This window comes from Dyadobacter jejuensis, assembly GCF_003149085.1.
GTDB classification, from domain to species: domain Bacteria; phylum Bacteroidota; class Bacteroidia; order Cytophagales; family Spirosomataceae; genus Dyadobacter; species Dyadobacter jejuensis.
The window spans coordinates 812,446-825,965 of record NZ_QGDT01000001.1 but is presented as its reverse complement, the minus strand read 5'-3'; the positions used below and the strand labels follow the sequence as shown (position 1 = coordinate 825,965).

At 44.0% G+C, this 13,520-nt stretch carries 8 protein-coding genes; 5 read left to right on the top strand and 3 right to left on the bottom strand.

What is annotated here, in order from left to right:
* Positions 1 to 13: 13 nt before the first annotated feature.
* Together CLV98_RS03375 and CLV98_RS03370 are read right to left on the bottom strand one after the other, a co-directional pair.
* Positions 14 to 1,261 (bottom strand): restriction endonuclease subunit S, encoded by a 1,248-nt coding sequence (locus CLV98_RS03375; RefSeq protein ID WP_109672759.1) that lies wholly within the window; start codon positions 1,259 to 1,261, stop codon positions 14 to 16.
* Between the two features lie 3 nt (positions 1,262 to 1,264).
* Positions 1,265 to 2,908 (bottom strand): type I restriction-modification system subunit M, encoded by a 1,644-nt coding sequence (locus tag CLV98_RS03370; protein WP_109672757.1) that lies wholly within the window; start codon positions 2,906 to 2,908, stop codon positions 1,265 to 1,267.
* Between the two features lie 2,692 nt (positions 2,909 to 5,600).
* Between CLV98_RS03370 and CLV98_RS03365 the strand changes: the two genes are divergently transcribed.
* From CLV98_RS03365 to CLV98_RS03350, 4 genes are read left to right on the top strand one after another with little or no spacing between them, the layout of a single operon-like run.
* Complete coding sequence (locus CLV98_RS03365; RefSeq protein WP_109672755.1) at positions 5,601 to 7,040, top strand: ABC transporter permease; 1,440 nt, start codon at positions 5,601 to 5,603, stop codon at positions 7,038 to 7,040.
* Positions 7,037 to 8,428: an ABC transporter permease gene (locus CLV98_RS03360; RefSeq protein WP_109672754.1), complete on the top strand. Its 1,392-nt coding sequence runs from the start codon at positions 7,037 to 7,039 to the stop codon at positions 8,426 to 8,428. The genes CLV98_RS03365 and CLV98_RS03360 overlap by 4 nt, the downstream gene beginning before the upstream one ends.
* The gene (locus CLV98_RS03355) at positions 8,421 to 9,116 is read left to right on the top strand and encodes an ABC transporter ATP-binding protein (RefSeq protein ID WP_109672752.1); all 696 of its coding nucleotides are present in this window, start codon (positions 8,421 to 8,423) and stop codon (positions 9,114 to 9,116) included. The genes CLV98_RS03360 and CLV98_RS03355 overlap by 8 nt, the downstream gene beginning before the upstream one ends.
* 30 nt (positions 9,117 to 9,146) lie before the next feature.
* Positions 9,147 to 11,597 carry a TonB-dependent siderophore receptor gene (locus CLV98_RS03350; protein ID WP_109672750.1) on the top strand — a complete coding sequence of 817 codons (2,451 nt, stop codon included), beginning with the start codon at positions 9,147 to 9,149 and terminating at the stop codon, positions 11,595 to 11,597.
* A 562-nt stretch (positions 11,598 to 12,159) separates the two neighbouring features.
* Here the strand turns inward: CLV98_RS03350 and CLV98_RS03345 are convergent.
* A complete protein-coding gene (locus CLV98_RS03345) occupies positions 12,160 to 12,711 on the bottom strand; it encodes a T9SS type A sorting domain-containing protein (RefSeq protein ID WP_229203205.1) in 552 nt (183 codons plus the stop codon).
* Between the two features lie 110 nt (positions 12,712 to 12,821).
* On the opposite strand from CLV98_RS03345, the gene CLV98_RS03340 reads away from it, so the two are divergent.
* Positions 12,822 to 13,217, top strand: coding sequence for a hypothetical protein (locus CLV98_RS03340; RefSeq protein ID WP_229203181.1), 396 nt, complete (start codon positions 12,822 to 12,824; stop codon positions 13,215 to 13,217).
* Positions 13,218 to 13,520: the final 303 nt, after the last annotated feature.

Genomic DNA, 13,520 nt, shown 5'->3' with positions numbered 1-13,520 from the left:
TAGGGATAAGGCACTATACAAACATCTTTTGTAATAGGCCTTTTTTATAGGTTTGGTTGAGGGTGATTTGATTGTCTAAGCTTAGAATATTAGCATCTATGGAAGTTAAAAATTGCCCAATTTTATTAATTTCACTTTGCGATTTCGGATAATTGAAAATTATGCCCCCCAAATCCTTAGAATTAATAGCAGGGTAGCTCGTACCAGTACATCTATTTATAACTTCGTTTGTAAAAGACTGATTACAAATCAATTGATAAACAAAATTTGAATTAGTATCAGACCTAAGAACGGCATATCCTGTAGAGGCTACTACGGGTTTGCCTAAAGATTTTCTAAAAATATAATTATTCTGCTGATAGGGTCTTACCATTTGAAAAATCACATCACCTATCTCAAGCATTCTTTGCGCTCTACTAGGTGCATCATCTCTAGATATTATTGATTTTTTAACCAAATTGCCATTAACAACACTCTCTAAATCAATATAAAGAAATTCATTAGGCAACTTATCTTTGGACACTGGATTAATTATTACGACCTCTCCCAACCTCCTCTCCTCCCACTCCGGTGGTTCGACAAGCTCACCATGACCATTATCGATTTTAAACCTTAATTCCTGATTAAAGATCTTTTGCATCACACCTTTTTTGTAAAGGGTAAGTTTCTCCTTTTTGGCGGTGAGTAGCTCTATACGCTTGTCTATGGCCGTTAGAAACTCGGCAATTTTGGTTTGCTCGGGGAGGGTGGGGAAAGGTAAAGAAATGCCTAAAAAGCTTGATTTGGAAATATTTTTCATGCTATTGCTAGTGCCAGTCGCAATATTTGTTAGAATGTCTCGAAGTTTTGCAGATGATAGCATTAGACTAAAAAATTTCGAATTGTTTTTTAACATATCTACCTGGCCTAACCAAAGTCGATCGGGTAAAAATATATTATCGTAACCTTTCGAAACGTAACCACTTTCACCAACCAAATTAGGAGTATTCATCCTACTTATGATAACAGAATCCACAACAGGATTCAATTTTGCACGTTTAACATCTATGTCAATTATTGATTTATTTTCATTCGGAAAAAACTTCCCATTAAGTACACAACTAGTTTTAAGTACACCAACTTGCCCAGGAGCACTTATCGGGACATCAACAGAATTCACACTGACACCTGAATCAAGAGATACCACAACATCCTCAAATTTTATACTTATCCAATCCCCTTCAAACTCAGAAAACCTCAACTCTGGCACTAACTTTTCCATAACTTAAAACGGGGCTTTAATGTTGAGTTCTTTACAAAAAGCCAAGATACTGGTTTCCGTTTCAGCCAACTCGGTGTTTATCTGTACCAGTTCGTCGGCAACGGCATCCAGGTCAATGCTTTCTTCTTCTTCAAAAGTATTGACGTAGCGGGGAATATTTAGGTTGTAGTTGTTTTCCCGCACCTCATCCAGGGTGGCCCTATAGGCATATTTGTCTACGCCGCTGCGATTTTGGAAAGTATCTACGATGGCATCAATATGCTCCGGCAGTAGGTAGTTCTGTGTCTTTTGCTTGTCGAATCCTTTGCTGGCATCTATAAATAGAATATGCTCATTATCTTCCCGGCATTTTTTGAGTACCAAAATACAAGTGGCAATGGAGGTACCGAAGAACAAATTGGCAGGCAAGCCGATTACGGCATCGATGGCATTGAGTTCTTCAATAAAATGTTTGCGGATATGCTCCTCAGCGGCACCCCGGAAAAGTACGCCGTGAGGCAATACAGTAGCCAGTACCCCATTATCGGCCAACTGGTAATACATATGCTGCACAAAGGCAAAATCGGCCGTTCCCTTGGGGGCTAGTTTACCAAACTGGCTATACCGGTCGTCATTCATTAACAAGGGGCTGGCACTCCATTTGGCGGAAAAAGGCGGGTTGGCCACGATGGCTTCGAAACGATGACCCAAATGCTGCGGATGCTCCAGGGTATCTTCGTTTTTGATATCGAACTGCAAATAAGATACGTCATGGAGTATCATATTCATCCGGGCCAGGTTGTAGGTGGTTCGGTTCATTTCCTGCCCGTAAAAATGCCCTACCTCATCCACTTGCTTGGCTACCCGCAACAACAGCGAACCCGATCCACAGGTAGGGTCATATACCGATTTTAGTTTTTTCTTCCCCGTGGTCACGATCCTGGCCAATACGGTAGAAACCTGCTGAGGCGTGTAAAATTCTCCTGCCTTTTGTCCCGCTCCCGCTGCAAACTGTCCGATCAGATACTCATAGGCATCGCCCAATACGTCGGAATCGGTACTACCCAGATCGAAATCAATAGTATTGAGAGCGGTCAGGATTTTTACAATTACCTTATTCCGGTCATCTACCGATTTTCCTATCTTGGTAGAATTAAGGTCTATATCATAAAATAGGTTGTCGAAGTCATCCTGTGAATCCGTTCCCAGGGTGCTACGCTCAATATTCTTCAGCACCCGTTCCAGATCTTCCAGTATAAAGGTCTGCGCATACTCCTCGTCAGTATCCTCTGCTAAAATTGCGGTCGTATTGGTAAGGGGTTTCGTTTCATCTTCTGTAACGTTACCACGCCGGACGTTTCCACGCCGGGCCAGCGTACCGAATAATTCGGAAGGTTTCAGAAAAAAGCCTAGTCTTTCAACCGTAATCTCTTTGAGATGTTCTAGGTCTTGCTTTCCTTCTTCGGTATTTTCATCGATATCGGCATAGGTGAGGCCATCGGGCTTTAGAAGCTCGTTTACTTCATTGACCAGCTTATCGGACAGGTATTTATAAAATATAAACCCTAGGATATAATCCTGAAACTGACTAGCATTCATTTTACCACGGAGGATATTAGCTATCCCCCACAGCTTACTTTCTAATTCTCTTTTTTGACTCTCAGACATATTACTAACTAAATGAAAGCCGTAATATATCAATATTTCAAATATGAATGTTCTATTTTTTAATAGAAAAAAGGAACCGATGAGGAAGATTTATAGGGGAGGACTACCGTCGTGTTCATTCCGTTTGTTAATTCTTTGTAACCGAAGGATAATGTTAAAACCTCCACTTTGCAATTAGAATGGCAACTGCCACGAATCAAAAATGGCTCCCCGACCTGGAATTATGACACGACGTATAGACGGGCGGGGGTGTGGTTGTCAGGATAATACCATAAAACCTTTACTATACCCCTCCCCTCTTAGAAACATCCGCTAAGGTACTGTCGCCGTCGCGCAGACCGCCGTCGCGTAGACCGCCGTCGCGTAGACCGGGTCGCGCAGACCGGGTCGCCCGTGCGCGGGGCGCCCGTGCGGTTCGATTCCAGGTGGGCCCACATTGATACTCAAGGACTTAACTTAACAGGCTAGGTCTTTTTTTGTTTTTACCCACCTAATTCATAGAGGTTGGAGCAATTATACGGCTTTGGTTCGATCCATCGGTTTTTTGTTCTGCTACAAACGTTAGATGCAGCTTTTCCCCAATATTTTCAAAATATACAATTTGAATTAAAATCCAGTGCGACATTATCCCAGCGGGATAAAATGTTTATAGAAATACAAACAAAGATTCGTCTATGACGATGCCGTAGGTATCGAACATCTTTGTTATAGGCTTCATCCATGTTACTCCAAAACATTTGGTCTTGATCGACAATGGATTCATCATCAGTTGGTACTGTCGCAGTCGCGTAGACCGCCGTCGCGTTCGACCGGGTCGCGCAGACGGGTCGCCCGCCCGCGGGGCGCCCGCCGATTCGATTCCAGGTGGGCCCACATTGATACTCAAGGACTTATCTTAACAGACTAGGTCCTTTTTGTTTTTACCCACCTAATTCATAGAGGTTGGAGCAATTATACGGCTTTGGTTCGATCCATCGGTTTTTTGTTCTGCTACAAACGTTAGATGCATCTTTTCCCCAATATTTTCAAAATATTCAATTTGAATTAAAATCCAGTCCAACATTATCCCAGCGGGATAAAATGTTTATAGAAATACAAACAAAGATTCGTCTATGACGATGCCGTAGGTATCGAACATCTTTGTTATAGGCTTCATCCATGTTACTCCAAAACATTTGGTCTTGATCCAAAAAATGTATTCTCCCTTTAAACAAATATGACAATCAAGAGAATGCTATTAAAAATGTAGAAAAACTTGAAAACCGATACTTTGATAGAAGTTTTTCAAATCAAAACCCCTGCAAAAAAGTTCATAAGCTCATGAATTGATTGAATTAACCTAAAAATACGCTGCCCAACAACAGGCAAAAATGATGACAGGGATAGAAGTAAATTTCAAGGTTTGTACGGCTTTGGTTCGACTGCCCTGCAGTCGGAAATTCATCGGTTTTTGTTCTGCTACAAACGTAAGATGCCGATGGCATCTTTTCGGCAATGGATTCATCATCAGTAGGTAATGCTGCCGTGGCGCAGACGGGTCGCCCGAGCGCGGGTCGCCCTCCGCGGGTCGATCCCAGGCAAGCACACGTTGAAAATCAATGACTTAGGGGAATCCTCTAAGTCCTTTTTCATTTCTGTGTAATACAAATTTGTTTATTAGCCGGGTTGCAAGGGAGCGCATTGATGAATTTTTATTCATGAGCATTTTTTACAATTCGTTGATAAACTTCTTGTTGACAGGCAGGAAAATTGGATACCTTTTGTCCGTTTCGTGGCTGTAATGGCTAACACTGCAATCTATTATTGTGTTTCGTTTACCCGGACATTCCCTCTGACATACGGTACCAGTGAACAGATTTGCTGTAACTAACATTAAAATAGTCATTTAATGATGTTGGCTATCAGTACCATATATGCTTTGATGCTCACTTACTAGTCTAACATTAAAATTATAAGATTTTAATGTTAGACAAATGACTTAGCTTAATTTTAAGGTCAAAATATCTAGCTAACATTTGTTCTTAACTACTTAAATCCTCGGACCAAAGTCTAGACTAAACAAGTAAAAAGGATGACCAACGAAATGGTGCATAGAGACAATAAAATAAACGATGCTAAAAGTGTTTTAACTTTAGTCGGATGATGGCGAAGGTTGGCAACAGAAAAAAACTCGGCCTTAAAAATCCATTTGCATGGGGTACCTACCAAGCTAAATTACGATTGAGTTCCTCCAGGGTTTATAGACGTACTCAGGCTTGCCCCTCCTTGCTGGGCCGTTTCGTTGCTTGATAATCCACTAAAAAAGAAAAATAAATTGAGATTGACTCATGAACCGCACGGCGGACTGCACTTTACAGCTCGCATGCCTATTGCCTGCTCTTTTTATTCATGCATTGGCTAACTCAATTGCTCAAAGGTTCTAGAAGGAAAGAGATTTTCAGTTAATTTACAAGCTCTTGTCTCCTTCTACAGCCAATTCAGTAAGTATTAGACAGCAACAGGCACTTCCCCAAAATATAAGTAAATCCATCAAAAAAAACCGCCTAATTTATAGAATATCTTAGTGTAATCCTGCTCGAAAAATTATTTTTGCAACAATGATGCAAATATTCTGTTTTGTTCTTTATTTCGCAACAATATTGCAGCGTATCAACCCTTACCTATCTCCGTTTAAGGTAAATCCACTACAACCATGCATTTAAAATTTATCCAAATCATTGGCCGGCAGGAATGGAATTCCATATTCCGCAGCAAGATTCCACTTGCGCTTTATGCCGTCCTATTGACGGTCAGTCTGCTGGCTACTTTTACCGGCTGGCAGTATGTCAGCAAATTCAATCAGCAGCAGGCCGCTGCCCGTGAAGAGGTCCACGACCATTGGATGACCCAGCCCAACCGACATCCGCACCGGGTGGCACACTACGGGTACCTGGTCTTTAGGGAAAAATCACCCCTTAGTTTTTTTGACTTTGGGCTGGATAGTTATGTAGGTAATTCCGTATTTCTGGAAGCCCACCGCCAGAACACCGTTAATATGAGCGAAGCTGGTTTTTCCAACGGCATGCTTCGTTTCGGTGAGCTGAGCATGGCCCTGGTATTGCAGGTGCTTGTTCCATTGTTTATCATTTTCATCGGCTTTCACACCGTCGCAGGTCTGAAACAAAATGGCGTTTTAAAAATCCTGCTCTGTCAGAAAGCCTCATACCTGGATATACTTCTGGGTAAAACTGTCGGTATTACCTTGGTTACCTGGGCTTTATTTTTACCCCTGCTTATGGTCAGTCTGTTGACAGGCGTGATTTCGCTCTCCGCTGGTTTCAACAGCGAACAATTGATGCGTTCGGCACTTATCGTTCTTTTGTATGGGCTCTATTTTCTAGTCATCACCTTACTGGTTGTAGCGGTTTCAGCCATGAGTGCCAATGCCAGAAATTCTTTGATGGCGCTCGTGCTGGTATGGATTCTGTTTTTCGTAGTAGTACCTAAAAGCGCCCAGACGCTAGGAAGCAGCATTTTCGCTGCTCCCGATAAAATTGCGTTTGAACAAGCCATCGAGGCCGAAGTCAGCAAGGAAGGTGACAGTCATAATCCCAACGATCCGCACTTTTCGGAATTAAAGGCGGCTACACTGAAAAAATATGGCGTTGATTCCTTGCAGGCTTTGCCCGTCAATTACGGCGCCCTGGTCATGCAGGAGGGTGAAAACATCAGCTCCCGGATTTTCAACAAACATTTCGACCAACTTATCGGGGCTTATAAAGCGCAGAATTCAATCTCTAACTATCTGAGTTTTACCGATCCTTTTCTGGCCATACGCAATGTCTCCATGAACCTGGCCGGAACTGATTTTGACACCTTTACCGAATTCCAGAAACAGACCGAAAAGTACAGATTTGAAAAAACTAAAAATCTGAACGAAATCCACCTCACCCAGATCAGCTACAAGGACGACAGCAAACAAAAGGTAAGTGCCCGAAACTTTCAACAGCAGGCTGAATTCAAATTCAAGCCTCTTACGATCAAAGCCAGTCTGGCCCATGGAGCGGTGAGCCTTGTCGCGCTGTTCATCTGGGTTCTTGCCGGATTGGCATCCTTAACTTTTATCTCCTCCAAACGCGCCTACCAGCTATGAAAATCAGTCAGAAAATATTGTATCTGGAAACTAAAAATTTCCTTCTGGGCAAAACCGTTCTGATCGTTGCAATCAGTCTTGTACTATTTGGAATTTATGGATTTTACCATGGCAGCAAGATCATCGACCGCCAGCAAAAAACGATTCAGTCTGTTGCCCAAGTTCAGAAAAACCATCTCGATTCGATCGTTGCACACGGAACAGGTAAACCTGCCGGCACGACAGCCTATTATCCGTTTTTCTATACCTTCCATCCCGCTACACCCTGGGCTAAGTTCTCTATCGGGCAAAGGGACGTGAATCCATTCACACTCAAAGTAAAAATGCTGGCCATTGAAGGACAGCTCTACGACTCCGAGCTAACCAACCCGCTCACGCTGCTGGTTGGCAATCTGGATGCATCCTTTGTTTTCATCTTCCTATTCCCGTTGCTGATCATTGCCTTTACTTACAATGCTATTTCCGAGGAACAGGAAAACGGGGTCTGGAAAATTGTCCGGACCACTACCGAAAGTATCACCTCAGCCATCGTAAACAAGCTTGTCGTACGCCTCGCGATCATCCTAGTCACTTCGCTACTGATTTTCATGGCCGGGGTTCTGTACCTGCAACTCCCCTTCTCCTATCCTACTTTACAGCTCGGTCTCGTACTCCTGATCTATATACTATTTTGGTTTACGATATCGGTGTTCGTAATATCGCTGGGAAAAAGTTCGTCTTTCAATGCGACCACGCTGGTTTCCATCTGGATTTTCCTCTGTATTCTTTATCCGGGTATCGCCAATGTGGCCGTTAACAGTAGGGTGCCGGTTCCGGAAGCATCAGAAACCACCATCAAACAACGGGAAGGCTACCATGCCAAGTGGGATCTGCCTAAGAAACCGACCATGGAGAAGTTTTATGCCGTCTATCCGCAGTACCGGAAATACCCGATCCCGGATGACAAATACTCACCAGGCTGGTATTATGCCATGCAGTTTTCGGGTGATCTAGAATCGGCCCATTCTTCAGAAAAGCTTTTCGAAAAATTGTTTCAAAGACAGAAATTATCCGAAAACATAGCTGCATTTAATCCGGTTATTTCGGCCCAGCAGTTGCTAAACAAGATTGCAAACACCGATCTGACCAGCCACATACGCTATTTGCAATCGACCAAAGCCCATCACAAACAGATTCGGGAGTATTTCTATCCCTTCATTTTCGAAGAAAGCCCGACCGAATCCATCGACTGGGCAGGTTATCCGGAGTATCAACCGGCGGGTTATTCGCAGGATAATCTTACAGGTGCCCAGATTACCATGCTAATCTGGACGGCTGTTGGGCTGGGAATTTCCATCTTATTATTCAAAAGAAATTTTATCCATATCAAAGACGTCCAAAATGCTTGAAGCTAAAAACTTGACCAAACGATACGGCAAACATACTGCCCTAAATAACCTGAACCTGACGATCAAACCAGGAGAAATTTTTGCCTTGCTGGGACAGAACGGTGCGGGTAAAACGACCACCATCAATCTCTTTCTGGGCTTCATCGAACCCAGCGAAGGCTGGGCCAGTATCGACGGGGTATCCGTAGTGGAGCACCCGCAGCAGATCAAACAATACCTGGCTTATATTCCCGAAACCGTCATGTTGTATCCCAATCTGACGGGAATCGAAAACCTTGAATATTTTTCTTCTCTAGCGGGATTTGATTATTCCAAAAAAGAACTCGGAAAATTGCTATCTACAGCTGGTTTACAACCCCAGGCATTTGAACAGAGACTAGGTGGATACTCCAAAGGAATGCGGCAGAAAGTGGGCATTGCAATTGCAGTCGCCAAAAAAGCAAAGGTGCTACTGCTAGATGAGCCCACAAGTGGACTCGACCCAAAAGCCTCCAATGAATTTTCAGAGATCTTGAAAACACTTGCTGCCAAAGGCACTGCGATTCTGATGGCGACCCATGATATTTTCAGGGCAAAAGAAGTGGCCACACGCATCGGGATTATGAAAGAAGGCAACCTAGAATCGGTCCTCCATGCCTGTGATATTTCGGCCAACGAGCTTGAAGCACTATATCTGAAAACTGTTTAAATGAACCACTCGCCCCTCTAACCCCATTTTATGCGGCCAATACTAATTATTTTTTTCTGCCTGAACACGCTCCTGTTAAAAGCCCAAATCATTTCAGGTAACGTATCAGATGCTCACACAGGAGCAGGAATCCAGGGAGCTTCAGTAATACTTTTGGATTCCCAGACGGGAACTGTTACTGATTCCACCGGGGATTTTTCCATCGAAGGAAAAGGCACTATAGAAGTTTCGATTTTGGGCTACAAAAAAACAAAGATCAATCCAACCAATCAGTTTTTAAAGATTGCGCTGATCTCTGAAACCAATCAATTGCAGACCGTTGAAGTATTGGGACGAGTAGCCAGGGACTATAACAGTGAATACTCCTTTTCGGCCACCAGAATTTCTACACTCAATAAGGACATCCCACAGTCAATCTCTACAATCACCAAAGAACTGATGGCCGACAGGCAGGCTTTTCATCTAGGCGATGCAGTCAAAATCGCTAGCGGAGTAATTCCATCAAGCTTTTACAACCAGTATACCATCCGTGGTATCAGCCAGAATGAAGAAGGGCAGATTATCAATGGCATGCGTACGCGGCAGTATTATTTTTTGCAACCGCTGACTACCAATATTGAGCGCGTCGAAGTAATTAAAGGCCCCGCCAGTGCGACATTCTCTTCGGTGGATCCGGGTGGGAGTATCAATCTGGTGACCAAAAAACCTCTGGCCGTCAACCGGAATGAGGTGACCTTGAGTGCGGGAAGTTTCAGTACTTTTCGTGGAACAATGGACTTTACCGGCCCCTTGAACGAATCCAAAACCCTGCTTTACCGGCTCAACGGAGCCTATCAGGAAGCCCGCTCTTTCCGGGACCTGGTAAGCAGCAAATCGCTTCTGATCTCGCCATCGATCAGCTACCTTCCTTCCGACAAAACGGCGATCAATGCCGAACTGATTTACAGTAACGACACCGGGAACCTTGACCGAGGACAACCTATTTTCGGAGCCGTATCTGGAAAAACGGACCTGAGCAGTACCCCAAAAAGCCTGAATTTGGGCGCGACAAATGACTTTTTCAAGTCAAAACAGCTGATCATGATGGGAAATATTACCCATAAATTCAACTCCCTGATCAGTTTTAATGCCTCATATATGAAGCAATCGTGGACCGAAGACTTACAAGAACACCGCACCACCAATGCCTTTGCACCTGATATTACCAACCAGCCTGTCACCAGCCTAGCAGCTATGCAGTTCGTTCAGCGTCAGCAGTACTGGAGCATTGACAATCTAAATGCCTACTTCAATTTGAATTTCAATACCGGTTCTGCCGGCCACAAACTTTTAGTGGGATATGATCTGAGCAGTTGGCAGAAACTCAGAGGCGGCGGACAAAATGCCGCACGGGGCTTTCTGTTAAAGGATGGCACGGTGGCTGCTTCCTTCGTGGCAGCAAACGCCGCCGATTACCAAACCATTACTGTCGGAGAAAAAACACTGCCACGGCCCAATGTAAATTATTTTGATCTGCAAAATCCGCAGTACACTATCAGAAACGTAGATGATTATTCCTTGAACCTGCGCTCGGCATTACCTCCTGCGCTGACGACCACCAACGCCATCTACGTTCAGGAGCAGCTACAATACAATAAGTTCACCCTGCTGCTGAGCCTTAGAAACGAATGGTTTGAAGACATCACCAACTACCAAGCTCCGGGGACGTTGACAGTAAAGAAAACGGCTTTGCTGCCCAGGATTGGCCTAACCTACGCAATTAGCAAGGCGGCCAATATCTACGGAACGTATCTGGAAGGTTTTCAGCCGCAATCTAATACCGTAACACTGATGCCCCAAACAGGATCGCTACCAGCAGGTAGCCAGTTTGACCCCTTGACCAGCAATCTGAAAGAAGTCGGATTGAAAACGGATTTGTTCGAAAACAGGATCCACATGAATGTAGCAGTTTATGAAATCAAGCAGAAAAACATCCTGATGAACGCCAACGATCCGGACAATCCTGACCTGCTCGTAACCCGTGGGGGTGAGCGCAGCCGGGGAGTAGAATGGGATATTGCCGGATATATCACTCCAAACTGGCAGATAAATGCGTCGTTCAGCTATATCGATGCGATCATTACCCACGATGCCGATGAAAGTCTGATCGGTGCTAGAAAACAAAATACGCCCAAACAAAGCGCCAACCTATGGACCCGCTACAACTTTGGCAATTCTTCACCGCTGAAAGATTTGGGCCTAGGTTTTGGCTTGCAGTATCAGGGCAACAAACTGCCCTGGTTCGACCGCACATTTACTATTCCAGCGTTCACGGTCTTCGACGCAGCATTGTATTACAATCCGGGAAGAAGCAATATGCAGATAGCCGTTAATGCAGGCAATTTATTCAACAAAAATTACTGGCTCGGGGCACAGAATTACCTTCGCTTGTTTCCGGGTGCCCCAAGGAATGGGATGATTACGTTGACATATAAATTTTAGGTTTAACAGTTTTTTCCAAAAAAAAGAGCCCTCGGCGGAGCCCTCGGCGGAGCCCCCGGCGGAGCCTGTTAGCAGGAACCGATCGGGGCTCTTTGGTTTAAACTTTGAACTAAACTTCAGATTCCGTATTGATCTTGCTTAGGTCGTTCAAACTTTCGAATTCAATAGCTAATTGTGACGTATTGGACCAATTGTTGCTCATAAGATCCCCAAATTGTTATCCTTCCAAGGCCTATTTAGCGGCCTGTAAAATTGGTCGTTTTAAGTAGGTATATGATTCTATAGGATTTGAAGTGGAAAAACGAATCGTTACTATTCTTTGATTCGAATAGGGTACCCTACAAATCCAATCCGGATTTTCCAAAAGCACTTGAAAATAAAAGGATGAATTAACCCCTAAAAGGGCTCATTTTACCCATCTTGCCGCTGAAATGGGGAGTACTAAAACAAGAGGCCACCTCGTATTAGGAGTGCAGCCTCTTTCTATAATACAATTGTATCGGAAAAATAAAGGAATCCTTTATTGAACCATTCTCCATTTTTGTATTAAACCGATCTTACCTTATTTAACCAGTATCTTTTTATTAATGACGGTGCCCCCACTTTCAAATCGAAGCACATAGACACCCTCCGTATAATTCTTCAGAGTAAGCTGGTATTGGTTTGCATGGGTACGACTTACCGTAAGATGAACCTGTTTTCCCGAAACATGGACCAAAGTAAACTTGGGGTTGGTCAAATTGGTATAGACGGTAAAACTTCCGTTTTGACTCGGATTCTGAACCATCGTATAGATGGCATCCGCGCTGTAGTCCACCGCAATAATCTTGGACAACTCCGCACTTCGATCCTGGTTCACCATTTTTAGGCGGTAGTAATTAATGCCTTTCAGGGGGGCACTATCGGTGAAATTATATGCCCCAAGGGAAGAGCCTTCTATGCTACCCAAACTGGCAAATTCTAGGGCATTACTGCTTTTCTGTAGCTCGAAATGACTACAGGCCTTTTCATCGGTCGTTCTCCACCTGAGCTCAACGCCAGTCCGCACTATTTCCGATTCGAAACTGATAAGCGTAACAGGAAGGGCACTAGCTGAAACGATACCTAGGTCCACAGTCAATCCGAACTATTCACAATTTCATCCTTGATTTGTAGGCCCCCATCCCTATATTTGCAGCAAATATTCTTCAGTAGTATCTAGTTCTGTTCAACGAAGCTTACGAATTGAAAAGTTTTAAGAGACAAGGGATTGGCCTAGGCCTTATTTTGCTCATGCTGCTGAAAGCATGGGTGATCCCCCTGATATATCTGGACTACGAAATACGTAAAGATTTCATTGCTAGCACCTTGTGCATCAACCGCGACAAGCCCATGGTCATTTGCAATGGCAAGTGCTACCTGGCTGAAAAAGTCGCTGAAGCCGAAAGGCAGAAGCAACAACAGTCGGAGCAAGACTATATGTCGAGCCTGATCTACCAGGTGATGGATACCATGACGGTATACAGCTTCCCACCAGCCCCTATTTCCGAAGAAGAGGTATCCTCTTTATCTTATTTTTACAAATCTGCCTTTTTAGGTCGCCTCGTGCCCGATCGGATCTTCCATCCACCACTTGCCTAATCCCTATTAGGCCCCCCACCATTCACACCAGAATTCTCTTAGGCATCCGTCGCTATGGGATCAGGAAGCATACTTGAACCTATTCTTCTATACGCTATTGCGTCAGAAATGCCTTTGTCCGGAAACTCCGGTCCACCAGCCGTTGGCAACCAGGGCTAACACTGGGGCATACGGGTCTGGGGTTCTTTTAGACCTTTTAATACCAATCAGCGAGATGCCTATGCCCTAACCAGGAGAGTGGTTTTAAGCTGGTTATAAGGAGCGATGATCGTAATATCCGGAAAAAATTTATTTTAAAACAAT

Coding starts and splice junctions, on each gene's coding strand:
- CLV98_RS03375 (WP_109672759.1), bottom strand. CDS start 1,261: ATGGAAAAGTTAGTGCCAGAGTTGAGGTTTTCTGAGTTTGAAGGGGAT.
- CLV98_RS03370 (WP_109672757.1), bottom strand. CDS start 2,908: ATGTCTGAGAGTCAAAAAAGAGAATTAGAAAGTAAGCTGTGGGGGATA.
- CLV98_RS03365 (WP_109672755.1), top strand. CDS start 5,601: ATGCATTTAAAATTTATCCAAATCATTGGCCGGCAGGAATGGAATTCC.
- CLV98_RS03360 (WP_109672754.1), top strand. CDS start 7,037: ATGAAAATCAGTCAGAAAATATTGTATCTGGAAACTAAAAATTTCCTT.
- CLV98_RS03355 (WP_109672752.1), top strand. CDS start 8,421: ATGCTTGAAGCTAAAAACTTGACCAAACGATACGGCAAACATACTGCC.
- CLV98_RS03350 (WP_109672750.1), top strand. CDS start 9,147: ATGCGGCCAATACTAATTATTTTTTTCTGCCTGAACACGCTCCTGTTA.